The organism is Pelomonas caseinilytica, from assembly GCF_021353235.1.
Lineage (GTDB): Bacteria > Pseudomonadota > Gammaproteobacteria > Burkholderiales > Burkholderiaceae_C > Pelomonas > Pelomonas caseinilytica.
This window is the reverse complement of sequence record NZ_JAJTWT010000004.1, coordinates 207,948-231,087: the sequence shown is the minus strand read 5'-3', so window position 1 is coordinate 231,087 and position 23,140 is coordinate 207,948. Positions and strand designations below refer to the sequence as shown.

Sequence of the window (23,140 nt, the reverse complement as noted above, 5' to 3'; positions counted from 1 at the left end):
CTCGGCGGGCTCAAAGGGGGAGTGAAGGAACAGCCGGCACCAGCCGGCTGGCGCGTTTGGCTGTTGGCTGTTTCGGCTGTTCCGGCTGTTTGGGGTCTCCCCTTCTAAACCGCCGAGAAGCGCAGAAGCCCGAGGCGCGCGCGCAGCGCGCTTCAACAACTGACTCAGCGCCACTGTCTGACCGTAGCGAACGCAGTGAGCGGAGGGAGTTTGGCGCTGGCCTCGGGCTTCGAGCATCGCAGGGCACCCACCCGCATTGCGGGTGGGCGGTTTTGCAGGGGCCGTTTTTTGCCTACTTTTTGTCGGGACAAAAAGTAGGTCGCCCGCCGGGGCGAATTCCCGGCACGGTGCAACGGGCACAAAGGTTCGAAGCAAAAGCCACCTGTCCATCGACATCAGCGATGTGGCCACGCCCTCATCAATCCTCGATGCCCCTCTGCGCCGGCACCCCCGCCCGATAGTGATGCTTCACCATCCCCATCTCCGTCACCGTGTCGGCCACCTCGATCAGTTCCGCCGGCGCGCCCCGCCCCGTCAGCACCACGTGCACGTGCGACGGCCGCTCGCGCAGGCAGGCCAGCACCCGGTCCAGCGGCACCCAGCCATAACGCAGCGGATACATGATCTCGTCGAGCACGACGAGGAAGTGCTCACCGCCGCGGATGGTGGCCTCGGCCCTCGCCCAACCTTCGAGGGCCAGCGCCGCCGAGTTCTCCAGGTCCTTGCTCTTCCAGGAAAAGCCGTCGCCCAGGCCGATCAGCGGCACGCCGAGCTGCTCGAAGACGCGGTGCTCGCCGAAGCGGGCGCTGGGCACCTTCATGAACTGGTAGATGAGCACCGGCTTGCCGCGGCCGTGGGCGCGCAGGGCCAGGCCGAAGGCGGCCGTGCTCTTGCCCTTGCCGTCGCCCGTGTGCACGAGGACGAGGCCGCGGCGCTCGCCGCTGGGGACGACGCGTTGGCGGTCCACTGGAGGTTGTTCGATTTGCATGGCTTCACCCGGCGAAGAAGGCGGCGATGGCTTCGGTGTTGGACGGGAAGTAGTGGTGCACGTAGCTCGCGCGCACCGAACCGCTCTGGTAGAGGGCCTCGGCGGTGCGGCCCCCGTTGGGGTTGCTCGCGACGGCCAGGGGCGGCAGCGGCGTCTCCAGCGTGGAGTAGTGGTAGCTGTGGCCGCGCAGTGGGCCCTCGGGCCAGGCGATGGCCTGCAGCCCCAGCGCCGCGAGGCGCGACTGCACGTGGGCGCGCCCGGGCAGCAGGCCGGCCATGGCATGGCGGCGGCCTTGGGCGTCGGTCAGCGTGTCCAGCAGGGCCAGCATGCCGCCGCATTCGGCCAGCAGCGGGCGGCCGGCGGCGGCATGGGCGTGCAGGCCGGTGAAGAAGCCGGCGTTGGCGGCCAGGCCGTCGGCATGCAGCTCGGGGTAGCCGCCGGGCAGCCAGGCGGCATCGCACTCGGGCAGGGCCTCGCCGGCCAGCGGCGAGAAGAAGCTCAGCTCGGCGCCCAGCTCACGCAGCAGGTCCACGTTGGCGGCGTAGATGAAGCCGAAGGCCGCATCGCGGGCGATGGCGATGCGCCGGCCGGCCAGCAGCGGCGCGGGCGCGGCGGCGTCGCTCGCCTCGAAGCGCGTGGGCTTGAAGTCGAAGCCGGGCCGCAGGCCTGCCTCCCAGGCGTCGGCCCAGGCGTCGAGCTGGCCGTCCAGGCCGGGCTGCTCCAGGGCCTGCACGAGGCCGAGGTGGCGCTCCGGCAGGATGAGCCGCGGCTCGCGGGGCAGGGCGGCGATGAGCGGCAGGTCGTCCGGCAGGCCCTCGCCCACCATGCGGCCGTGCGCGGCACTGCCGACGCGGTTGGCGATGACGCCGCAGTGGTGCAGCTCGGGCCGGTAGCGCGCCAGCCCGGTGGCGAGGGCCGCGAAGGTCTGGGCCATCGCTGACGCGTCGATCACGCAGACCACCGGCAGGCCGAAGGCCGCGGCCAGGTCGGCGCTGCTGGGGTTGCCGTCGAACAGGCCCATCACGCCCTCGACGAGGATGAGGTCGGCCTCGGCGGCGGCCCGGGCGAGCAGGCCCTGGCAGTGCGCGAAGCCGCCCATGAAGAGGTCGAGCTGGTAGACGGGCCGGCCGCTGGCGCGCTCGAGGATGCTGGGGTCGAGGAAGTCGGGGCCGGTCTTGAAGACGCGCACATGCCGGCCGCGGCGGGCGTGGGAGCGCGCGATGGCGGCCGTGATGCTGGTCTTGCCGGCGCCCGAGGACGGGGCGCTGATGAAGAGGGCGGGACAGGAGGTCATAGCGGCAGGGCCACCCAGCGGCCCTCGATCTGGACGATGTGCAGGCGCGGCCCGAAGACGCGTTTCATCGCATCGTGGGTGGCCGGGTCGGCCGGGGCGCCCGTGTGGACGATGCGGCCGTCGGCCATCAGCACGAGATGGTCGGCCTGCAGGGCGAGGTGGAGTTCGTGGAGGACGCTGACGACACCGTGCCCGGCCGCCGCGCGGCCGCGCACCAGGGCCATCCAGTCGGCTTGATGAGGCGGGTCGAGGTGGGCCAGGGGTTCGTCCATCAGCGTCAGCGGCGCGTCGACGGCCAGCACGCGGGCCAGCAGCACCCGCTGGCGCTCGCCGCCCGACAGGCTGCCCAGGCGGCGGTCGCGCCAGGCCCAGCTCTGCGTGGCCTGCATCGCGGCCTCGGCCGCAGCGCGGTCGGCCGCGGTGGGCGGTGTGAGCCAGGGGCGGTGCGGCAGGCGGCCGAGCATGACGACGTCCAGGGCGGTGAGGTCGTCGGCGCCGCTTTCCTGTTGGCCCATCCAGGCGAGCTGGCGGGCGCGCTCCTGGGCCGGCCAGGCGTGCAAGGCCCGGCCGGCCAACTGCACCTCGCCCTCGCAGCGCTGCAGGCCGGCGACGGCGCGCAGCAGCGTCGACTTGCCGGCGCCGTTGGGCCCGACGATGGCCGTCCAGCGTCCGCGCGGCAGGGCCAGCTCGATGTCGTGCAGCAGGTCGCGCCCGTCGATGCGGACGCGTTCGATGCGGGCATGCAGCAGCGTCATCGGCGTGGGGCTCCGCGCCTGTGCATGAGGACAAGGAGGTAGACGCCGCCCAGCAGCGCCGTCACGAGGCCGACCGGCAGCTCCTGCGGGCGCGTGAGGCCGCGGGCGAGCACGTCGGCGGCCAGCAGCAGGGCGCCACCGGCGGCGGCCGACAGCGCGATGAGGCGGCCGTGCAGCATCGGGCACAGGCTGCGCACGAGGTGGGGCGCCACCAGGCCCACGAAGGCGACGATGCCGGTCTGGGCCACGGCCGCACCGGTGGCCAGGGCGAAGGCGAAGATCAGCAGCAGGCGCACGGCCGGCAGGCGCACGCCCAGCGACGTGGCCGTGGCCTCGCCGAGGGTGAGGGCGTCGAGGGCGGGGCTGGCCAGCAGCCCGACCGCCAGCGCGGCCACGCCGCAGGCCGCCATGACGGCCACGCTGCTCCAGCCCAGCAGGCCGGTGTTGCCGAGCAGGAAGGCCTGCATGGCGCGCAGGATGTCGGGCGCCCACAGCGTGGCCAGGCCGGTCAGCGCGTTCAGCACCACGCCGACGACGACGCCGGCCAGCAGCAGGCGCAGCGTCTGCTCCACGCCGCGGGCCAGCACCAGGGTGAGGCCCACGCCCACCAGCGTGCCGACGAAGGCCACGCCCGTCAGCCCGACGCGGGCCAGCAGCGACGAGGTCTGCGGCGACACGCCCGTCAAGGCCAGGGCGACGGCCACCGCCAGGCCCGCCCCCGAGGCGCTGCCGAGCAGGTAGGGGTCGGCCAGCGGATTGCGGAACAGGCCCTGGGCCATGGCGCCGGCCATGCCCAGCAGGGCGCCGGCCCACCAGGCGCCGAGGGAGCGCGGCAGGCGGATGTCCCACAGGATGACGGCCATGCCCTCGTCGCCGAGGTCGGCCCAGCCGGTGCTGCCGATGAGCACGCCCGCGACGATGCCCGCCGCGCCGAGCAACAGCAGCAACGCGAGCAGGACGCCGGGGCGCAGCGTCATGAACCCGCCTTCTCTCGCAGGCACCGGGCCATGATCTGCGCCGCCTCCGCCATGCGCGGCCCGGGGCGCGACAGGATGTCGCCCTCGTCGGGCTTGAAGACGCAGATCCGGCCGCGCCTGACGGCGTCGATGCGGCTCCAGCCCGGCCGCTCGGCCAGACCCTCGGCACCGCGCGAGCCGACCATGATGACGCCCGGGTTGGCCTTGACGACGAACTCCGGGTTGATCTTGGGGAAGGGGCCGAGCTCGGCCGGGATGATGTTGCCCGCGCCCAGCCGCGCCAGCGTCTCGCCCATGAAGGAGGCCGTGCCGGCCGCGTACAGGCCGCTGGCCACCTCGTAGTACACGCGCAGGCCGCGCGCCGCGGGCGGCACGCTGCCGGCGGCCGCGGACACGCCGGCCTCGATGTGGCGCCACACGCGCTGGGCGTCGGGCACGGCCAGCACCTGGCCGATGACGCCGAGCACGCGCTGCACGTCGCGGTAGCTGCGCGGCTCCAGCGCGATGACCTTGAGCCCGAGGGCGCGCAGCCTGTCGGTGACGCGCGAGGACACCGCCACCAGCACCACGTCGGGCCGCAGCGAGGCGATGAGCTCGACATTGGTGTCGTCGATGCCGCCGACCTTGGGCAGGGCGTTCACCGAGGCGGGGTAGTTGGAGTAGCGGTCGACGCCGACGAGCCGGCCGCAGGCGCCCAGTTCGCACACCGTTTCGGTCAGCGAGGGCAGCAGGCTGACGATGCGTTGCGGCGGAGCCGCCAGCGTCGTCGCCTGGCCGAGGTCGTCCTTGATCTCGATGGCCGCGGCGGCCGGCAGGGCCAGGGCGAGCAGGCACAGGGCCAACAGGCGTTCAAGCATGGGAAGGGTCCTCCACGGGTCGGGTCCAGGCCTGGCCCGCCACCATCAGCGTCAGTGTGGCGCAGCGCCGCGCCACGTCCTGGTTGAGCCGGCCGAGTTCGTCGACGTAATGCCGCGCTTCGCGGCCCAGGGGCGACACGCCCCAGCCCACCTCGTTGGAGACGAAGACCACGGGCGAGGCCAGGCGCGGCAGCAGCTCCAGCAGGGCGGCGCGCTCGGCCGCCCAGCCCGCCTCGTCGACGGGGCCGACGGGGCCGGCGGCGGGCATCAGCCAGTTCACCAGCCACAGCGTCAGGCAGTCGACGACGAGCAGGGTGCCCGCGTCGTCAGCCTGGCGCAGCGTCGCGGCCAGGGCGAGCGGCGCCTCGACGGTCTCGAAGCCCGCGGGCCGCATGGCGCGGTGGCGGGCGATGCGCTCGCGCATCTCCTCGTCGGCCGCCAGCGCCGTCGCCACGACCACGACGCGGCCGGGCCAGCGCCGGGCCAGTGCCTCGGCCCGGCGCGACTTGCCGCTGCGCTGGCCGCCGACGATGAGCTGGTGGGCCGCCATGCTCAGAGCTGGGGACTCCAGCGCAGGCTGATTAGCGCTGTGCGTGGCGTCGAGGCATAGCCGTAGGCCGTCGAGGTCTCGCGGTCGAAGGCGTTGTCCACGTTGAGCTGCAGGCGCAGGTCGGGGCGGATGCGGTACTGCAGGCTGGCGTTGACGAGGGCGTAGCCGCCGAGCTTGCGCGTGTTGGCGGCGTTGTCCCAGCGGGCGCCGGAGGCCTGCACGCCGGCGCCCAGCAGCCAGTCGCCCAGGGCGGTGTCGGCATTGAGCGTGGCGGTGTGCCTGGCGCGGCGCGCCAGCCGCTGGCCGGTGGCCGCGTCCTTGGGCGACTGCAGGTCGACGGTGGCGCGCAGGTTGACGATGCCGGCCGTGGTGCTGCCGGCCAGGCTCAGGCCCTGCAGCCGCGCCGCGGCGACGTTCTGGTAGCAGCCGAAGGCGCTGCGGCAGCTGCCCGCCGCGCCGAAGACGATGAGGTTGCCGACGCGGTTGCGGTAGGCCGTGGCGCTGACCTCGGTGTCGCCGCTGCCGTACTTGAGGCCGAACTCGACGTTATGGCCGCGCTCGGCCTGCAGCGCCTGCACGCCCGGCTGGGACAGGTCGGGGCCGTAGACGGTGCCTTGCTGGTAGAGCGTCGGCGCGCGGAAGGCGTTGCCGGCGGAGCCGACGATGCGCAGCCCCTTCGCGATCTCGTAGCCCGCCAGCAACGTGCCGGTGCTGACGCCGCCGAACTCGCTGTCGTCGTCGTGGCGGGCGTGGGCCTGCAGGCTGAAGGCGCCCGCATTGAAGAGATAACCCGCGCCTATGGCATTGCGGTGGCGCTTGCCGACGCCGGCGGTCACGAGGCCGCTGTTCTCCAGCTTGTCCTCGATGCGCTCGGCCTGGAAGTTCAGCTGCGAGCCCGCGCCCAGCAGGTAGGAGCCGGTCAGCGCGAGGTTCCTCACATGGGTGATGGTGAGGTAGGGCGAGGGCCGGGTCTCGTAGCGGTCGCGCGACTCGCCGTAGCTCAGCTGGGTCTGCAGGGCCGGCGTCCACTGCCCGGTCCAGGACAGGCGGGCGGCATCGGTGTCCTGCAGGGCGCGGTCGTCGTTCTGGGGCTGGGACTTGGAGGCGTCGTACTGGCCGTTCACGTGGCTGCGCAGCACCACGCCTTCCACGCGCTGGCCGTCGGCGAGCCGGGCGCCCAGGCGCAGGCTGGCCTGGTGCTTGCGCCAGCCGTCTCGGTCGGGGATGTAGCTGAAGGAGCCGGGCACGTCGAGGGTGGCATTGAAGCCGTCGCTGCGCTCGCCGGCCAGCGTGACGGCGTAGTCGAGCGGGCCGGTGCCGCCGAAGATGCCGCCGTCGAGTTTGCGCGTGCCGAGGTTGCCGACGCCGACGCCGAGGTCAGCGCTGGTCTTGCCGCCGCCCTTGCGGGTGAAGATCTGCACCACGCCGCCGACGGCGTCGGAGCCGTAGATGGCGCTGGCCGGGCCCTTGAGCACTTCCACGCGCTCGACCTGGGCCAGCGGAATGCCCTGCCAGCTCGCGCCGCCAGTGGCCTGCGAGTCCATGCGCACGCCGTCGACGAGGACGAGGGTGTGACGCGTGTCGGCGCCGCGCAGGTAGAGGGAGGTGGTGGAGGCGGCGCCGCCGTTGCGGACCATCTCGGCGCAGCCGTTGTTGCGCAGCAGGTCGGCCACGCTGGCGGCGGCCTGGCGCTCGATGTCGGCGCGGGTGATGACGGTCAGGTCGGCCAGCACCTCGGACAGGCGCTGCGGCGTGCGCGTGGCGGTGGTGACGACGGTGTCGAGCTTGTTCTGGGCGTGGGCGGGCAGCGCCAGGGCCAGCACGGCCAGGGCGGACAGCGACCGGCGGGCCGCGGGAAAGGACAGGGACATGGAAGGGACGCAAACGTGTCGCTCAGCCGTGCTGACCCCCGCAGCACCGCTGAAAAACGGCTCGCGCGCCTTGGCGTGCGAACCCCGTCGTTGGCCGGTATCCGGGCTGATGGACGTCTTCGCAATGCCTTCCCGGTGCCGAGGCACCAGTGGCGCGTGATTGCGAGGTGAGGCGCGAGGGCCTCGTCCACTTACCGTTGCGGGGACAGCTCAGGTTAGGCGCGCCGCGTGGCGGCTTGCCCTCCTGATTCCCGTTGAACTGCTTGCGCCTTGAGGGCGTTCGCGAGCACCAACGCGGCGGATTCTATCGGCCCGCGACGGAGGCGGCCGGCTTGTGCGGCTTGGCCGGGCGGGCCAGATGCGGGCGCTTGGGCGGCGGCGGGAAAGCCGGCGAGCTGGCGGCTTGGGCCGGCGGCGGCAGGCTCTGCAGGCCCACGGCCAGGCTGCGCTGGTGGCGCGCTTCGGCCTCGCTGGCCCGGCGCGCGGCGGCGAGGGCACTGGCCTGCCTGGCCTCGGCCAGGTGGCGCTCGCGGGCGGCGCGGCTGTCGGCGCTGCTGGGCTGGTCGTAGTCGACGGTGCCGCTGGCCTGCGGGCCGGCCGGGCAGGGGGAGTCGCGCAGGTCGCGGCCGTCGGTGCCGCAGCGGTAGACCTGGGCGCGGCGCACCTGGGTCTGGGCCAGGGCGGGCAGGGCGAGGCCCAGGGCCAGGGCCAGCAGCAGGGGTTTCATGGCTTGGGGGCCTCTTCGGTGGCCGGCGCCGGCTGGGCGGCGGCCGGGCGCGGTGGCTTGGGGCGGGGCGGCTTGGCGTGGATGCGGGCCAGGGCCTTGTCCATCTCGCCGCGCAGCATCAGCTCGACGGCGTCGTAACTCTTCTGGATGCAGTCCTCCACGGCCTGGCGTTCCGCCAGCGGCGGCTTGCGCAGCACGTAGCCCGCCACCTCCGCCTTGTGGCCGGGATGGCCGATGCCCAGGCGCAGCCGCCAGAAGTCGCCGCTGCCGAGCTGGGCCTGCATGTCCTTCAGGCCGTTGTGGCCGCCGTTGCCGCCGCCCTTCTTGAACTTCATCTCGCCGGGCGGCAGGTCCAGCTCGTCGTGCACGGCCAGGATCTCCTCCGGCGCGATCTTGTAGAAGCGAGCCAGGGCCGCCACCGACTTGCCCGAGAGGTTCATGTAGGTCATGGGCTCCAGCAGCCAGATGGGGCCGGCGGCGCCGGGCGCATGGTTTGCCCGGGCGACGAGGCCGTGGTAGGCCTTGTCGGGCTGCAGGCTGAGCTTGAGGCCGCGCGCCAGGCCGTCGATCCACCAGAAGCCGGCGTTGTGGCGGGTGTCTTCGTATTCGGGGCCCGGGTTGCCCAGGCCGACAAGCAAACGGATCATGCCCGGCATCCTAGAGCCTGTCCGGGCCGGACCGCCACGGCCAGGCTTAGGCTCGCAGAAATGAGCCAGCTACATTCGGCCGGGACACTCGCCGGCTGTCACCAGGAGTGGACCGAATGGAGAACAAGAATTCCAGATCCGGCCTGTCGGCGGGTGCGGCGAGGACCGGCGTGCTCGTCGTCGCGGCGCTGGCCGCCCTTGCGCTGGCCGTGTGGTGGTGGAAGGGCCGGGGTGGCGACGGGGCCGACGGGCCTGCAGCGGCGGCCTCCGCCGCGCCAGGGGCCTCGGGACCGGGGCGCGGCGGCCCGGGCGGCGGGCGCTTCGGCCGCAGCGGCCCGCAGCCGGTGTCGGTGGCCGCGGTGCAGCGGCGCGACCTGGCCGTCACGGTCGACGCCATCGGCAGCATCGCTTCCGCCAACACGGCCGTGGTGCGGGCCAAGGTCAGTGGCGAGCTGAAGGCCCTGTATTTCAAGGAAGGGCAGCCGGTGAAGGCCGGCCAGGCGCTGGCGCTGATCGACCCGCGGCCCTTCGAGATCGCCCGCGACCAGGCCCAGGCCGCCCTGGCCCGCGACCAGGCCCAGCTCGAGAACGCCCGTGCCGACCTGGCCCGCTACCGCGACCTCGTCGCCAAGGAGGCCGCGCCGCGCCAGCAGCTGGACACCCAGCAGGCCCTGGTGCGCCAGCTCGAGGCCACCGTGCTGTCGGACAAGGCGGCCGTCGCCAACGCCGCGCTGCAGCTCTCCTACACCCGGGTCACGGCGCCGATCTCGGGCCAGGCCGGCCTCAAGCAGGCCGACCTGGGCAACACCGTGACGCCGAGCGACGCCAACGGCCTGCTCAGCATCGCCCAGACCCAGCCGGCGGCGGTCGTCTTCGCCGTGCCGGACGCGCGGCTGGCGCGCATCCGGCAGCAGCTTGCCGGAGGGCAGCCCCTCGCCGTGCAGGCCTGGGACCGCGAGCGGCGCCAGATGCTGGCCGAGGGCCGCGTCGCCAGCACCGACAACGCCATCGACGCCAGCACCGGCACCATCAAGGTCAAGGCCCTGTTCCCCAACACCGACGGCGGCCTCTTCCCCAACCAGTTCGTCAACGTGCGCCTGCAGCTGGACACGCTCAAGGACGCCCTCGTCGTGCCGACGGCGGCGGTGCAGCGCGGCGCGCCGGGCACCTTCGTCTACGTCGTGGCCGACGGCCAGGTGTCGCTGCGGCGCGTGCAGGTGCTGGCGGCCGACGGCGACTCTACCGCCGTGCAGGCCGAGCTGCGCCCGGGCGAGCAGGTCGTCATCGACGGCGCCGACCGCCTGCGCGACGGCGGCAAGGCCGAGGTGATCCGCGTGCCGGCGGGCGGTGCCTCCGCGCCGGGCGGCCGTGGCGGGCGCGGGCGCGCGCCGGGCGCGGCGGTCAGTGCGGCCAATGCCGTCAGTGCGGCGCCGGTACCTGCATCCGCTTCGGCCGCCGCAGCGGATGCTGGCGAGCGCCCGCGCTGGATGGACCGCGTGCCGCCCGAGGTGGCCGAGAAGCTCAAGGCCATGAGTCCCGAGGAGAGGCGGGCCTGGTTCCAGCAGCACCGCGCCTCTGCCGCGGCGCAGTAGCGGGTCAGCGCGATGAACCCGTCACGCCTCTTCATCGAGCGGCCGGTCGCCACCTCGCTGCTGATGCTGGCCATCGTGCTGGCCGGCGCGCTGGCCTACCGGCTGCTGCCCGTCTCGGCGCTGCCGGAGGTGGACTATCCGACCATCCAGGTCACCACCCTCTACCCCGGCGCCAGCCCCGACGTGATGACCTCCTCGGTCACCGCGCCGCTGGAGCGCCAGTTCGGCCAGATGCCGGGGCTGGCGCAGATGTCGTCCACCAGCTCGGGCGGCGCCTCGGTCATCACGCTGCGCTTCGACCTCAGCCTGTCCCTCGACGTGGCTGAGCAGGAGGTGCAGGCGGCCATCAACGCCGGCAGCAACCTGCTGCCGTCCGACCTGCCCATGCCGCCGGTCTACAGCAAGGTCAACCCGGCCGACGCGCCGGTGCTGACGCTGGCCGTCAGCTCGGCCACGCTGACGGTGCCACGCGTGCACGACCTCGTCGAGAGCCGGCTGGCGCAGAAGATCTCCCAGGTGCCCGGCGTGGGCCTGGTGGCCATCGCCGGCGGCCGGCGGCCGGCCGTGCGCATCCAGGCCAACCCCGGCTCGCTGGCGGCGCTGGGGCTGTCCATCGACGACGTGCGCACCGCCATCTCGGCGGCCAACGTCAACCAGTCCAAGGGCAGCTTCGACGGGCCACTGCGCGCCTCCACGCTGGACGCCAACGACCAGCTCAAGAGCGCGGCCGAGTACGCCAATCTCGTCATCGCCTACAAGAACGGCAACCCCGTGCGCCTGCGCGACGTGGCCCAGCTCGTCGACGACGCCGAGAACCTGCGCCTGGCCGCCTGGGCCGGCCGGCCCGGCGGCGCCTCCACGGCGGCCGTCATCCTGAACGTGCAGCGCCAGCCGGGAGCCAACGTCATCGAGACCGTGGACCGTGTGCGCGCCGTGCTGCCGCAGTTGCAGGCCAGCCTGCCGGCCTCCATCGACGTGCAGGTGTTGTCCGACCGCACGACGACCATCCGCGCCTCGGTGCGCGACGTGCAGCACGAGCTGCTCTTCGCCGTGGTGCTGGTCATCGGCGTCATCTTCGTCTTCCTGCGCAGCCTGCCGGCCACGGTCATCCCAGCGGTGGCGGTGCCGGTGTCGCTGGTGGGCACCTTCGGCGTCATGTACATGGCGGGGTTCTCGATCAACAACCTGACGCTGATGGCGTTGGTGATCTCGACGGGCTTCGTCGTGGATGACGCGATCGTGATGATCGAGAACATCGCCCGCCACCTCGAAGAGGGGGCGGGCGATGTTCCGGCGCAGGCTCACGTCGGCGACGCCGACGTGAAGGGCGCGGATGCGCCCGGCCGCAGCCAGAACATGGTGCCCGAAGCCCGGATCTCCCCCTTTGCCGCGGCCCTCTCGGGCTCCAAGCAGATCGGCTTCACCATCATCTCGCTGACGGTCTCCTTGATCGCCGTGCTCATCCCGCTGCTCTTCATGGGCGACGTGGTGGGCCGGCTCTTCCACGAGTTCGCCATCACGCTGGCGGTGTCCATCCTGATCTCGGCCTTCGTGTCCCTCACGCTCACGCCCATGATGTGCGCGCGGCTGCTCAACCACGAGCACGAGGCGGGCCATGGCCGGCTGTGGCATGCGGTGGGCCGGGCCTTCGACCGCACCATCGCCGCCTACGGCCGCATGCTGGACTGGGTGCTGGACCGCTCGGCCGCCACCCTCGTCGTCTTCCTGGCCACGTTGCTGTTGACCGGCGTGCTCTACCTCATCGTGCCCAAGGGCTTCTTCCCGGTGCAGGACACCGGGCAGATCCAGGGCATCACGGAGGCGGCCCAGTCCACCTCCTTCGCGGCCATGGCCGAGCACCAGCAGCGCATCGCCGAGCGCGTGCTGCAGGACCCGGCCGTCGAGAGTGTCTCGTCCTTCATCGGCGTGGACGGCGCCAACACCACGCTCAACCAGGGCCGGCTGCAGATCGCCCTCAGGCCCAAGGAGGCGCGCGGCGAGAGCGCCGCCGCCGTGGCCCGCCGCCTGAGCGACGCGGCGGCGGCCGAGCCCGGCATCGCGCTGTACCTGCAGCCGGTGCAGGACCTCACCATCGAGGACCGCATCGCCAAGACGCAGTACCAGTTCACGCTGTCCTCGCCCGATGCCGCCGAACTGAGCCGTTCGACCCTGGCCGTCCTCGACCGGCTGCGCGACGTGAAGCAGATCGCCGACGTCGCCAGCGACCAGCAGGAGCAGGGGCTGCAGGCCTATGTCGACATCGACCGCGACGCGGCCGGGCGCCTGGGCGTCAGCGTGGCGGCCATCGACAGTGCCCTGTACAGCGCCTTCGGCCAGCGGCTGATCTCCACCATCTTCACGCAGAGCAACCAGTACCGCGTGGTGCTGGAGGTGGCGCCCGACTTCCGCGCGGGGCTGGACGGCCTGCGGCGGCTCTACGTGCCGGGTGCGGGCGGCGTGCAGGTGCCGCTGAGTTCGGTGGCCCGCTTCGCCGAGCGCCAGGCGCCGCTGGCCGTCAACCACGTGGCCCAGTTCCCGGCGTCGACCATCTCCTTCAACCTGGCGCCGGGCGCGTCGCTGGGCGAGGCGGTCAAGGCCATCCGTGCCGAGGTCGAAAGCCTGCAGCTGCCGCTGAGCGTCGAGACCCGGTTCGAGGGCGCGGCCCTGGCCTTCCAGGCGTCGCTGACGAGCACGCTGCTGCTCATCCTCGCGGCCATCGTCACGATGTACATCGTGCTGGGCGTGCTCTACGAGAGCACCATCCACCCGCTGACCATCCTGTCCACGCTGCCCTCGGCGGGGCTGGGCGCGCTGCTGGCCCTGCTGGCCTTCCGGCTCGACCTGGACATCATCGCCATCATCGGCATCGTGCTGCTGATCGGCATCGTCAAGAAGAACGCGATCATGATGATCGACTTCGCGCTCGAGGCCGAACGCGACGGCAAGCTCCGGCCGCGCGAGGCCATCCACCAGGCGGCGATGACGCGCTTCCGGCCCATCCTCATGACGACCATGGCGGCCCTGCTCGGCGCCCTGCCGCTGATGCTGGGCACGGGCGTGGGCAGCGAGCTGCGCCATCCGCTGGGCGTGGTCATGGTCGGCGGCCTCATCGTCAGCCAGCTGCTGACGCTGTTCACGACGCCGGTCATCTACCTCGGCTTCTCGGCGCTGGCCGCGCGTCTGCGCCGGGGCCGCGGGCAGGCGCGCGAGGAGGCGGCGTGAACCTGTCGCGCGTCTTCATCGAGCGGCCGATCGGCACGGCCCTCATCACCTGCGGCCTGGCCCTGGCGGGGGCCATCGCCTACCTGCTGCTGCCCATCGCACCGCTGCCGCAGGTGGAGTTCCCGACCATCTCCGTCAGCGCCTCGCTGCCCGGCGCCAGCCCCGACACCATGGCCGCCACGGTGGCCACGCCGCTGGAGCGCACGCTGGGCACCATCGCGGGGGTCAACGAGATCACGTCCTCCTCGTCGCTGGGCAATACGCGGGTGACGCTGCAGTTCGACCTCGGCCGCGACATCGACGGTGCCGCGCGCGACGTGCAGGCCGGCATCAACGCCGCCCGCGCCCTGCTGCCGACCGGCATGCCGAGCAACCCGACCTATCGCAAGGTCAACCCGGCCGACGCGCCCATCATGATCGTCGCGCTGACCTCGAACACGCTGACGCGCGGCCAGATGTACGACGCCGCGTCCACCGTCATCGCCCAGCGGCTGTCGCAGGTGGAAGGCGTGGGCCAGGTGACGGTGGGTGGCGGGGCGCTGCCGGCGGTGCGCATCGAGCTGGACCCGAACAAGCTGTCGGCCCAGGGCCTGTCGCTGGAGCAGGTGAGGGCGGCCGTGGTGGCCACCAACGCCAACCGCCCCAAGGGCGTGCTCGAGGAAGGCGGGCGCTACTGGCAGATCGCCGCCAACGACCAGGCCAAGGCTGCCCGCGAGTACGCGCCCCTGGTGCTGAGCTACCGCAACGGTGCGGCGGTGCGCCTGCGCGACGTGGCCGACGTGCAGGACAGCGTGCAGGACCTGCGCAACGACGGCCTGGCCAACGGCCGCCAGGCGGTGCTGCTCATCCTCAACAAGGCGCCCGGCGCCAACATCATCAAGACGGTCGACACCGTTCGCGGCCTGCTGCCGCGGCTGCGCGCGTCCATCTCGCCGGCCATCGACGTCGACGTGGTGATGGACCGCACGGCCACCATCCGCGCCAGCATCACCGAGGTGCAGCGCACGCTGGCCATCGCCTTCGGCCTGGTCATCGTGGTCGTCTTCGTCTTCCTGCGGAGGCTGCGCGCGGCCCTGCTGCCGGCCGTGGCCGTGCCGGTGAGCCTGGCGGGCACCTTCGGCGTCATGTACCTGCTGGGCTACAGCATCGACAACCTGTCGCTGATGGCCATGACGGTGGCCACCGGCTTCGTCGTCGACGACGCCATCGTCGTGCTCGAGAACATCTCGCGCCACATCGAGCGGGGCATGGCGCCGCGCGAGGCGGCGCTGCGCGGTGCGCGCGAGATCGGCTTCACCGTCATCTCCATCTCGCTGAGCCTGATCGCCGTCTTCATCCCCATCCTGGCCATGGGCGGCATCATCGGGCGGCTGTTCCGCGAGTTCGCGGTGGTGCTGTCGGTGGCCATCCTCGTGTCCATGGTCGTGTCGCTCAGCACCACGCCGATGATGGCCGCGACCCTGCTCAAGCCGCATGGCGAGAGCCGGCCCGCCGGGCGCATCGGCCGCCGCGTGGCCGCCTGGCAGAAGGCGGTGATGCGCGGCTACCGGCGCAGCCTGCGCTGGACGCTGCGCCACCAGCCGGTCGCGCTGCTGGCGCTGGCGGGCGTCGTCGCGCTCAACGTGTCCCTCTACGTGAGCGTTCCCAAGGGCTTCTTCCCGCAGCAGGACACGGGCCTGATGTTCGGCGGCGTGCAGGCCGACCAGGCCAGCTCCTTCCAGTCCATGCAGGGCAAGCTGCGCACCTTCCACGACATCGTGCGCGCCGACCCGGCGGTCGCCAACGTGATGGGCTTCACCGGCGGCGGCCAGCGCAACAGCGCCAACATGTTCATCGCGCTGAAGCCGCGCAGCGAGCGCAAGGAGAGCGTCGACGACGTGATGAACCGGCTGCGCGGCAAGCTGGCCAAGGTGCCGGGGGCCAACCTCTTCCTCGCGCCGGTGCAGGACATCCGCATCGGCGGACGCCAGTCCAACGCCTCGTGGCAGTACACGCTGCAGGCCGACGAGCTGGCCGAGCTGCGCACCTGGGAGCCGCGCATCCGCCGGGCGCTGACCGAGGTGCCCGAGATCACCGACGTCAACACCGACCAGCAGGACAAGGGCCTGCAGACCTCCCTCGTCGTCGACCGCGACGCCCTCGTGCGCCTGGGCCTGACCATGAGTGCCGTGGACAGCACCCTCAACGACGCCTTCGGCCAGCGCCAGGTCGGCGTCATCTACAACCCGCTCAACCAGTACCGCGTCGTGCTGGAGCTGGCGCCGCCCTGGCTGCAGAGCCCGCAGACGCTGGACCGGCTGATGCTGACGGCCGGCGGCGGCCAGCAGGTGCCGCTGTCCGCCGTGGCGCGCGTCGAGACCACCAGCACGCCGCTGGCCGTCAACCACCAGAGCGGCACGCCGGCCAGCACCATCAGCTTCAACCTCGCGCCGGGCGCGGCCCTGTCGGATGCGGTGGCGGCCATCAACGACGCGGTGGCCGGCAGCGGCGCGCCGGTGTCGGTGCGCGGCAGCTTCCAGGGTACCGCCCAGGCCTTCCAGGCCTCGCTCAAGTCCCAGCCCCTGCTCATCCTCGCGGCCATCGTCACCATCTACCTGGTGCTGGGCATGCTCTACGAGAGCCTCATCCACCCCATCACCATCCTGTCCACCCTGCCATCGGCGGGCGTGGGCGCGCTGCTCGCGCTGATGCTCTTCAAGACCGACTTCACCATCATTGCCCTCATCGGCGTCATCCTGCTGATCGGCATCGTCAAGAAGAACGCCATCATGATGCTGGACTTCGCGCTGTCGGCCCGGCGTGCGGCCGAGGCGCGCGGCCGGCCGCTGGGCGCGGGCGCGGCCATCTACCGCGCGGCCCTGCTGCGGCTGCGGCCCATCCTGATGACGACGGTGGCTGCCATCTTCGGCGCCGTGCCCCTGGCCATCGGCCATGGCGACGGCGCCGAGCTGCGCGTGCCCCTGGGCCTGTCCATCGTCGGCGGCCTGCTGCTGAGCCAGCTGCTCACCCTCTACACCACGCCGGTCGTCTTCTGCGGCATGGACCGGCTGAGCCGCAGGCGCCGCCGCGCCGCGCCCGTGCCGCCCGCCGCCCTGCCTGCCGCCGCCTCCTGAGCCATGAACCACTCCGCCCTCGCGCCTCTCGCGCCCCTCGCCGCCGCCTTGCTGATGGCCGGCTGCGCCGTGACCTCGCCGCCTCTGCCCGCCGAGCCGGCCATGCCGGCGGCCTTTGCCGGTTCCAGCGAGTGGCAGCGCCTGCCCGCCACCGGCGCCGCCGTGCCCGAGGCCTGGTGGACCCTCTTCCACGACCCCGTGCTCGACGGCCTGCAGGCCGACCTCGTCGTCGGCAACCAGAACCTTGCCGCCGCCCTGGCCCAGCTCGCCTCGGCCCGCGCGGTGCTGCGCGCCAGCGGCTCGGCCATCTGGCCGACGCTCTCCCTCGGCGGGGCGACGACGCGCTCGGCCAGCGAGAGCAATGGCCGCCGCACGGTCTCCACGTCCGACGCGCTCACCGCCAACGCCGCCTGGGAGATCGACCTCTGGGGCCGGCTGGCCGAGGCCGTCAAGGTGGCCGGCGCGAGCTACCGCGCCAGCCAGGCTGACCTCGCGGCGCTGCGGCTGTCCGCCCAGGCGACGCTGACCCAGACCTATTTCGCGCTGCGCACGGCCGAGGCCCAGCAGGCGCTGCTGGAGCGCACCGTGGCCGCGGACCGGCGCGCGCTGGAGCTGACCCAGGACCGCTATGCCGGCGGCGTCGTCGCCCAGACCGACGTGCTGCAGGCCCGCACCCAGCTGCGCAACGTCGAGTCGCAGCTCAGCGAGATGCGCAGCCAGCGCGCCCAGCTCGAGCATGCGCTGGCCGCGCAGCTGGGCAAGCTGCCCGGCCAGTTCCGCGTGCCGGCGGCGGCCGACGCTCACCTGCCGGAGCTGCCACCGGTGCCGGCCCTGGTGCCGTCCACGCTGCTGGCCCAGCGGCCCGACCTGGCCGCGGCGCGCGAGCGCCAGCGCGCCGCCTATGCCCAGATCGGCGTGGCGGACGCCGCCTTCTTCCCGGCGGTGGACCTGTCGGCCTCGGGTGGCTATCGCGGCTCCTCGTGGTCCCACCTCGTCTCCGCACCCAACCTGATCTGGTCGCTCGGCGCGGCGGTGACGGCCCCGCTCTTCGACGGCGGCCAGCGCCGCCTGGCCAGCGACCAGGCCCGCGCGTCGGCCGAGGTGGCCACAGCCAACTACCGCCAGGCCGTGCTGACGGCCTTCCAGGAGGTGGAGGACAACCTCGTGCAGTTCGCCGAGACGGGCGCCGAGGTGGCCCTGCAGCGCGACGCGCTGGAGGCCGCGCAGCGCAACCTCGACATCGTCATGGCGCAGTACCGTGCCGGGACGGTGAGCTACCTGAACGTCAGCGCGGCACAGAGCTCGCTGCTCTCCGCCGAGGGCAATGTGCTGACGGCCCGCAACCGCCAGCTGGCGGCGGCCAACCTGCTGCTCAAGAACCTGGGCGGGCGGCTGCCGCCAGCGGCCTGACCCGGCGCGCTCGTCACGCGACGGGGCACCAACGAAAAAGGGCTCCTTGCGGAGCCCTTCGTCTTGGCTTGAAGCCGGCAGGAATTACTTCTTGCCCTTCTTGCCCTTCTTGTCGTCGGCGGCCGGTGCGGCGGCGGCCACGACGATTTCCTCGGTCACGGGCTCGACCGGCGTCGCGACGACGGGGTTGGGCTTGCCGTGGGTCACGACCTTGATGCCGGCGGGCAGCTTCACGTCATTGACGTGCAGCGAGTGGCCCTTGGTCAGGCCGGAGAGGTCGACCTCGATGAACTCGGGCAGTTGCTGGGCCAGGCAGGTGATCTCCAGCTCGGTGATCACGTGGTTGACCGTGCACTTGTCGGTCTTGACGGCGACCGAGTTCTCCTCGCCCACGAAGTGCAGGGGCACCTTCTTCGTGATCTTGGTGGTGGCGTCCACGCGCTGGAAGTCGATGTGCTGGACTTGCGGCTTGTAGGGGTGCATCTGGAAGTCGCGCAGCAGGACCTGCGTGACCGAGCCGTTGAGCTCCATGTCCAGCAGCGAGCTGTGGAAGGCTTCCTTCTTGAGGGCGTGGAAGAGGGCGTTGTGGTCCAGCTCGATGAGGGCGGGCTCACCGGCGCCATAGACGATACCCGGCACCTTGCCGGCCACGCGCAGGCGGCGGCTCGCTCCGGTCCCCTGCTGCTTGCGCTCGAAAGCGACGAACTTCATGGTTTTCTCCAAAAAGAGAACGGCGCCCGCGACCAGGCACCGTGTGAAAAAGCCGTCTTGCGACGGCCGGATGTTCCGGTCAGAAGTTGTTGTTCTGCTCGGAGAAAAGGCTGGTGACCGACTCGCCATCCGAGATGCGGCGGATGGTTTCGGCGAACAGGAAGGCCACCGACAGCTGGCGGATCTTCTTGCAGGCCTTGGCGGCGTCGGTCAGCGGGATGGTGTTGGTGATGACGACTTCGTCGAGCTGCGAGCTGGAAATGCGCTCGATGGCCGGGCCCGACAGGATGGGGTGGGTGCAGTAGGCGAACACGCTCTTGGCGCCGCGGGCCTTCAGCACCTCGGCCGCCTTCACGAGGGTGCCGGCGGTGTCGATCATGTCGTCCATGATCACGCAGTTGCGGCCGTCGATGTCGCCGATGACGTGCATGACCTCGGAGACGTTGGCCGCCGGACGGCGCTTGTCGATGATGGCCAGGTCGCAGCCGAGCTGCTTGGCCAGGGCACGGGCGCGCACCACGCCGCCGACGTCGGGTGAAACGACCACCAGGTCGCTGTAGTTGCGGCTCTTCAGGTCGGACAGCAGCACCGGCGAGGCGTAGATGTTGTCGACCGGGATGTCGAAGAAGCCCTGGATCTGGTCGGCGTGCAGGTCCATGGTCAGGACGCGCTCGACGCCGACGGTCTCCAGCAGGTTGGCCACGACCTTGGCCGAGATCGGCACGCGGGTCGAGCGGGGGCGGCGGTCCTGGCGGGCGTAGCCGAAGTAGGGGATCACGGCCGTGATGCGGCGGGCGCTGGCGCGCTTGAGCGCGTCCACCATGATCAGCAGCTCCATCACGTTCTCGTTCGTCGGCGCGCAGGTGGGCTGCACGACGAAGACGTCACGGGCGCGGACGTTCTGCTGGATCTCGACGGTCACCTCGCCGTCGGAAAAGCGGCCGACGACGGCCTTGCCCAGCTCGAGGCCGAGATGGGTGGCGATTTCCTGGGAGAGGACCGGATTCGCGTTGCCGGTGAAGAGAACCGTGTTGAGCAGCACTGGGAGCCTCTGGTGTCAGTGGCTCGCTGAAGCAAGCCGGTTCAGCGAAACGAAAAAATTTGGCAGGGGAGGAAGGACTCGAACCCTCGCATGTCGGAATCAAAATCCGATGCCTTGACCAACTTGGCGACTCCCCTACACAGGACACAGCAGAGCTGCTGCACCCCAAAACCTTTCAGTCGGCCCAACCCGCGAGCGGGTGCGAGGCCAGACTGCGGCAGATTCGACCGGTCCACCCTCCAGGTTGTGCCTGGAGCAATGTCGCCAGGGACTGGTCGTCCTCGCCTTCTTTTCCATCCTCGGCCAGTATCGAGAACACGGCGGCACCCGAGCCCGTCATCCGGGCGTTGCCGAATGTCTTCGACAACAGGGCCAACGCGTCTCGCACTTCACTGCTGATTTCTTCGGCGGCGGGTTGAAGGTCGTTGCGACCAAAACCCCTCGCGAGGATTTCTGCAGTTCCTGCCAGGGCGGGAAAGCCCGCGACTATAGCCAACTTTTCCGACCTTGCCAACCGTTGACTCGAAAAGATGTCCTTGGTGGCCAGCCCGGCCGGGCCCTTGAGCACGGCGAAGCGTTGCGGCGGCAGGGCCAGCGGATGCAGGATCTCACCGACGCCTTCGACGAAGGCCGGCCCGCCGCCGAGGAAGAAGGGCACGTCGGCGCCCAGCTTGAGCCCGAGGGCCATCAGGCGCTCCAGCGGCAGGCGCAGGTCCCACAGGCGGTTCAGCGCCAGCAGCGTGGTCGCCGCGTCGGACGAACCGCCGCCCATGCCGGCACCGGCGGGCAGGCGCTTCTCGAGGTGGATGTCGGCACCCAGGGTGCAGCCGGTCTCGGCCTGCAGCAGTCGTGCGGCGCGCAGGCAGAGGTCGTCGGCCGGCAGGTCGCCGCCGAGCACGTCGTGGCGCTGCAGTCGACCGTCGCCGCGCCGCTCGACGTGCAGGGTGTCGGCCCAGTCGATGAGCACGAAGACCGACTCCAGCAGGTGGTAGCCGTCGGGGCGCTTGCCGACGACGTGCAGGAAGAGGTTGAGCTTGGCCGGCGCGGCCAGGTCATGGAGTGCCTTCATCGCCTCCATCCAGCCTGGCGCGCAGGGTCACGGTGGGTTCGGCCAGGCGCGTGGCCACGAGGCTGGGCAGCCGGGGCTCGATGCGCCAGCCGAGCTGCTCGAAGCCGCCCGCCGTGGCCCGGTGCGGCGCGGCGCCCCAGGGGCGGGCCCGGAGCCAGTCGAACAGGGCGGCGACGGGCACCGGCTCACCGAGCAGTTCGCGGGTCAGCGCGTCGAGGTCGTCGAAGCGGCGCTCGTCGCCGGGCGTCTGCAGCGAGGCCACGCCCGGCCGCCATTCGGCGCGCGCCACCAGGGCGCCCAGCGGCGAGGTGAGCTCCAGCCGGCCGGCCTCGGGGCCGCCGAACAGCTCGAAGCTGGCCGCACCGCCGGTGCCGCGGTTGTGGACATCGCCCGCCACCGTCACGCTGATGCGTCCGCTCAGGTGGCCGGCGGAGGCGTCCGCGGGTGGCGCCTTGGGCAACTGGGCGCAGCCCGCCAGGGCCGCAGCCAGTGCCAGCACGGATGCGGCGATCCTCAAGGCTTGACCTTCAGCCGGCCCAGCGTCTCGCGCAGCGCCTCGTTGTCCGGTTCGCGCTGGGCGGCCTCGGCCAGCACGCGCCGGGCCTCGTCCTGCTGGCCGCTGGCCCACAGCACTTCGCCGAGGTGGGCGGCGATCTCGGCGTCGGGGCGGCCGGCATGGGCCTGGCGCAGCAGCTTGGCCGCCTCGGGCAGGTTGCCGAGCCGGAACTCCACCCAGCCGAGGCTGTCGACGATGACGGGTTCGCCGGGGGCCAGCTTCAGGGCGCGCTCGATCAACTGCTTGGCCTCGGGCAGGCGCACGTTGCGATCGGCGAAGGAATAGCCCAGGGCGTTGTAGGCGTGGTGGTAGTCGGGCTTGATCTCGATGACCTTGCGCAGCAGCGCCTCCATGTCGTCGTACTGGCCGAGCTTCTCGGCCATCATGGCCTGCTCGTAGATCAGGTCGGTGTCGCCGGAGAAGCGCTCCGTGGCCGTCTTCAGCACGCCGAAGGCTGCCGCGTAGTCGTGCTGTTCGCGCAGCAGTTGGGCTTCGGCCAGCAGGGCGGTGCGGGCATCGGCGTCGCTGGCGTCGGCCGCGGGTTGCAGCAGCTTGCGGGCGTCGGCCAGCTTGCCCTGGCGGGCCATCAGGCTGGCACGGCGGTAGCGCACGTCCAGGCCGTTGCCGTCCACCTTCTTGAGGGCGGCTTCCGCGGCCTTCAGGTCGCCGCGCTGCTCGGCAGCCTGGGACAGCATCAGCCAGGCCTGCTGCCGGCCGTCCGCGCGGGCGCGGATCTCCGTCTCGGTGCCGGCGGCCGGCGTGTCGAAGCGCTTCAGACTCTCGCGCAAGGCGGACTCGGCGGCGGTGGTGTGCTTGAGGTCGAGCTCGAGTGCGCCCAGGGCCAGCCAAGGCGCGGGGTTGTCGGGCGTGGCGGTGGTGAGGATGCGGAATTCGCGCGCGGCATCGACCGGCCGCTGCGCCTGCACCAGGGCGCGGGCATAGGCCTGGCGCAGGGCGTGCTGGTCGGGCCTGAACTTGAGGCGCTCGGTGATGAGGCCTTCCGCCTGGGGCTCGGCCGGCAGCAGGTCGACGGCCAGCTGCATGGCATCGTCGCCGTCGGGCAGGGCTGCGGCGAGTTCGCGCGTCAGCGCCAGCGCGCGGGCGTTCTCGCCGGCATTGATGGACAGCCGCGCTTCGGCATAGAGGGCGGCGGGCTTGAGGGCGCCGGTCTGGGCCTGCAGCACCGGCCCGAGGGCGGCCAGCACCGACTTGGGATCGGGCGAGCGCTGGAAGAGCCGGGGCAGGGCGGCGATGAGGCCGGGGCGCTGGACCTCGGGGGCGATGCGCAGCAGGGCCGTCAGCGGCTGCGGGACTTCCGCCGGCTTGTTCATCAAGGCCAGCAGCTGTACGACGCTCTGGTGGGCGTCGACTGAATTCGGCAGCGTCTCGGCCCAGGCGCGGGCCGCCATCAGGGCCTGGTCGCCGGCACGCGCCTGCAGGGCGATGTTGACGACGCGCTTGAACAGCTCCTCGTCGCTGGTGCGCCGGGCGGCGTCGAGCAGCACCTGGAAGGCGACGCCGGCCTGGCCGTTGCCGAGTTCGATCTCGCCGATCAGCAGTTGATAGAACAGCGGCGCATCCATCGCCGAGTGCGTGGGCGGCTCGGCCGGCGGCGCGGCGGGGGCGGCCTCGTCGGCGCGCACCTGCAGGGCGGCCAGCAGGGCGGCGGCGGCGATCACGCGGCCGGCGGCACGAGCGCGGCGGTGGGCATGGCGATGGGTCAGGGGCATTCGTACTCCGCAGGACAGGGCCTGATTAT

18 protein-coding genes, 1 tRNA gene and 1 riboswitch are annotated in these 23,140 nt (G+C 72.0%); of the genes, 4 read left to right on the top strand and 15 right to left on the bottom strand.

All coding sequences use genetic code 11. The annotated features are described in order from the left end of the window. Window positions 1–418: 418 nt before the first annotated feature. From cobO to pth, 9 genes are all read right to left on the bottom strand, one after another. A complete protein-coding gene (gene cobO, locus LXT12_RS11665) occupies window positions 419–988 on the bottom strand; it encodes a cob(I)yrinic acid a,c-diamide adenosyltransferase (RefSeq protein WP_233392200.1) in 570 nt (189 codons plus the stop codon). A 4-nt stretch (window positions 989–992) separates the two neighbouring features. Then, window positions 993–2,282 carry a cobyrinic acid a,c-diamide synthase CobB gene (locus tag LXT12_RS11660; protein WP_233392198.1) on the bottom strand — a complete coding sequence of 430 codons (1,290 nt, stop codon included), beginning with the start codon at window positions 2,280–2,282 and terminating at the stop codon, window positions 993–995. Beyond that, a complete protein-coding gene (locus LXT12_RS11655) occupies window positions 2,279–3,037 on the bottom strand; it encodes an ABC transporter ATP-binding protein (protein WP_233392196.1) in 759 nt (252 codons plus the stop codon). The genes LXT12_RS11660 and LXT12_RS11655 overlap by 4 nt, the downstream gene beginning before the upstream one ends. Then, complete coding sequence (locus tag LXT12_RS11650; RefSeq protein WP_233392194.1) at window positions 3,034–4,014, bottom strand: FecCD family ABC transporter permease; 981 nt, start codon at window positions 4,012–4,014, stop codon at window positions 3,034–3,036. The genes LXT12_RS11655 and LXT12_RS11650 overlap by 4 nt, the downstream gene beginning before the upstream one ends. Beyond that, window positions 4,011–4,871: an ABC transporter substrate-binding protein gene (locus LXT12_RS11645; RefSeq protein WP_233392192.1), complete on the bottom strand. Its 861-nt coding sequence runs from the start codon at window positions 4,869–4,871 to the stop codon at window positions 4,011–4,013. Before LXT12_RS11645 ends, LXT12_RS11650 begins: the two co-directional genes overlap by 4 nt. Further along, the gene (gene cobU / locus LXT12_RS11640) at window positions 4,864–5,421 is read right to left on the bottom strand and encodes a bifunctional adenosylcobinamide kinase/adenosylcobinamide-phosphate guanylyltransferase (protein WP_233392189.1); all 558 of its coding nucleotides are present in this window, start codon (window positions 5,419–5,421) and stop codon (window positions 4,864–4,866) included. Before cobU ends, LXT12_RS11645 begins: the two co-directional genes overlap by 8 nt. Before the next feature lie 2 nt (window positions 5,422–5,423). Next, complete coding sequence (locus LXT12_RS11635) at window positions 5,424–7,292, bottom strand: TonB-dependent receptor domain-containing protein (protein WP_233392188.1); 1,869 nt, start codon at window positions 7,290–7,292, stop codon at window positions 5,424–5,426. A 75-nt stretch (window positions 7,293–7,367) separates the two neighbouring features. Further along, window positions 7,368–7,601: riboswitch (cobalamin riboswitch) on the bottom strand. Further along, complete coding sequence (locus LXT12_RS11630) at window positions 7,597–8,019, bottom strand: hypothetical protein (protein ID WP_233392186.1); 423 nt, start codon at window positions 8,017–8,019, stop codon at window positions 7,597–7,599. Its footprint overlaps the riboswitch before it by 5 nt. Continuing rightward, window positions 8,016–8,666 (bottom strand): aminoacyl-tRNA hydrolase, encoded by a 651-nt coding sequence (pth, locus tag LXT12_RS11625; RefSeq protein WP_233392184.1) that lies wholly within the window; start codon window positions 8,664–8,666, stop codon window positions 8,016–8,018. The genes LXT12_RS11630 and pth overlap by 4 nt, the downstream gene beginning before the upstream one ends. A 116-nt stretch (window positions 8,667–8,782) precedes the next feature. Between pth and LXT12_RS11620 the strand changes: the two genes are divergently transcribed. Genes LXT12_RS11620 through LXT12_RS11605 form a run of 4 tightly spaced genes read left to right on the top strand, consistent with a single transcriptional unit; the run spans window position 8,783 to window position 18,003 of the window. Further along, complete coding sequence (locus tag LXT12_RS11620) at window positions 8,783–10,258, top strand: MdtA/MuxA family multidrug efflux RND transporter periplasmic adaptor subunit (RefSeq protein WP_233392182.1); 1,476 nt, start codon at window positions 8,783–8,785, stop codon at window positions 10,256–10,258. Between the two features lie 12 nt (window positions 10,259–10,270). Continuing rightward, on the top strand, window positions 10,271–13,480 hold the full coding sequence (locus LXT12_RS11615) for an efflux RND transporter permease subunit (RefSeq protein ID WP_233392180.1): 3,210 nt from the start codon (window positions 10,271–10,273) through the stop codon (window positions 13,478–13,480). Further along, complete coding sequence (locus LXT12_RS11610) at window positions 13,477–16,593, top strand: multidrug efflux RND transporter permease subunit (protein ID WP_233392178.1); 3,117 nt, start codon at window positions 13,477–13,479, stop codon at window positions 16,591–16,593. Before LXT12_RS11615 ends, LXT12_RS11610 begins: the two co-directional genes overlap by 4 nt. A gap of 3 nt (window positions 16,594–16,596) precedes the next feature. Further along, window positions 16,597–18,003 carry an efflux transporter outer membrane subunit gene (locus LXT12_RS11605; RefSeq protein WP_233392176.1) on the top strand — a complete coding sequence of 469 codons (1,407 nt, stop codon included), beginning with the start codon at window positions 16,597–16,599 and terminating at the stop codon, window positions 18,001–18,003. A gap of 84 nt (window positions 18,004–18,087) precedes the next feature. Here LXT12_RS11605 and LXT12_RS11600 read toward each other — a convergent pair whose 3' ends face one another. The 6 genes from LXT12_RS11600 to LXT12_RS11575 form a co-directional block, all read right to left on the bottom strand. Further along, complete coding sequence (locus LXT12_RS11600; RefSeq protein WP_233392174.1) at window positions 18,088–18,714, bottom strand: 50S ribosomal protein L25/general stress protein Ctc; 627 nt, start codon at window positions 18,712–18,714, stop codon at window positions 18,088–18,090. Between the two features lie 79 nt (window positions 18,715–18,793). Next, a complete protein-coding gene (locus LXT12_RS11595; protein ID WP_349255016.1) occupies window positions 18,794–19,756 on the bottom strand; it encodes a ribose-phosphate pyrophosphokinase in 963 nt (320 codons plus the stop codon). 60 nt (window positions 19,757–19,816) lie between these two features. Beyond that, window positions 19,817–19,893 (bottom strand) — tRNA-Gln (locus LXT12_RS11590). 38 nt (window positions 19,894–19,931) lie between these two features. After that, on the bottom strand, window positions 19,932–20,825 hold the full coding sequence (locus tag LXT12_RS11585; protein ID WP_233392173.1) for a 4-(cytidine 5'-diphospho)-2-C-methyl-D-erythritol kinase: 894 nt from the start codon (window positions 20,823–20,825) through the stop codon (window positions 19,932–19,934). After that, a complete protein-coding gene (locus LXT12_RS11580) occupies window positions 20,809–21,342 on the bottom strand; it encodes an outer membrane lipoprotein LolB (protein ID WP_233392171.1) in 534 nt (177 codons plus the stop codon). The genes LXT12_RS11585 and LXT12_RS11580 overlap by 17 nt, the downstream gene beginning before the upstream one ends. Next, complete coding sequence (locus LXT12_RS11575; protein ID WP_233392169.1) at window positions 21,339–23,111, bottom strand: tetratricopeptide repeat protein; 1,773 nt, start codon at window positions 23,109–23,111, stop codon at window positions 21,339–21,341. Before LXT12_RS11575 ends, LXT12_RS11580 begins: the two co-directional genes overlap by 4 nt. Between the last annotated feature and the right edge of the window lie 29 nt (window positions 23,112–23,140).

Excerpts from the sequence above, each read along its gene's own strand:
- cobU (WP_233392189.1), bottom strand. The coding sequence starts at position 5,421 with ATGGCGGCCCACCAGCTCATCGTCGGCGGCCAGCGCAGCGGCAAGTCG.
- LXT12_RS11630 (WP_233392186.1), bottom strand. The coding sequence starts at position 8,019 with ATGAAACCCCTGCTGCTGGCCCTGGCCCTGGGCCTCGCCCTGCCCGCC.
- LXT12_RS11620 (WP_233392182.1), top strand. The coding sequence starts at position 8,783 with ATGGAGAACAAGAATTCCAGATCCGGCCTGTCGGCGGGTGCGGCGAGG.
- LXT12_RS11655 (WP_233392196.1), bottom strand. The coding sequence starts at position 3,037 with ATGACGCTGCTGCATGCCCGCATCGAACGCGTCCGCATCGACGGGCGC.
- LXT12_RS11600 (WP_233392174.1), bottom strand. The coding sequence starts at position 18,714 with ATGAAGTTCGTCGCTTTCGAGCGCAAGCAGCAGGGGACCGGAGCGAGC.
- pth (WP_233392184.1), bottom strand. The coding sequence starts at position 8,666 with ATGATCCGTTTGCTTGTCGGCCTGGGCAACCCGGGCCCCGAATACGAA.
- LXT12_RS11660 (WP_233392198.1), bottom strand. The coding sequence starts at position 2,282 with ATGACCTCCTGTCCCGCCCTCTTCATCAGCGCCCCGTCCTCGGGCGCC.
- LXT12_RS11615 (WP_233392180.1), top strand. The coding sequence starts at position 10,271 with ATGAACCCGTCACGCCTCTTCATCGAGCGGCCGGTCGCCACCTCGCTG.
- LXT12_RS11635 (WP_233392188.1), bottom strand. The coding sequence starts at position 7,292 with ATGTCCCTGTCCTTTCCCGCGGCCCGCCGGTCGCTGTCCGCCCTGGCC.
- cobO (WP_233392200.1), bottom strand. The coding sequence starts at position 988 with ATGCAAATCGAACAACCTCCAGTGGACCGCCAACGCGTCGTCCCCAGC.
- LXT12_RS11650 (WP_233392194.1), bottom strand. The coding sequence starts at position 4,014 with ATGACGCTGCGCCCCGGCGTCCTGCTCGCGTTGCTGCTGTTGCTCGGC.
- LXT12_RS11605 (WP_233392176.1), top strand. The coding sequence starts at position 16,597 with ATGAACCACTCCGCCCTCGCGCCTCTCGCGCCCCTCGCCGCCGCCTTG.
- LXT12_RS11575 (WP_233392169.1), bottom strand. The coding sequence starts at position 23,111 with ATGCCCCTGACCCATCGCCATGCCCACCGCCGCGCTCGTGCCGCCGGC.
- LXT12_RS11645 (WP_233392192.1), bottom strand. The coding sequence starts at position 4,871 with ATGCTTGAACGCCTGTTGGCCCTGTGCCTGCTCGCCCTGGCCCTGCCG.
- LXT12_RS11585 (WP_233392173.1), bottom strand. The coding sequence starts at position 20,825 with ATGAAGGCACTCCATGACCTGGCCGCGCCGGCCAAGCTCAACCTCTTC.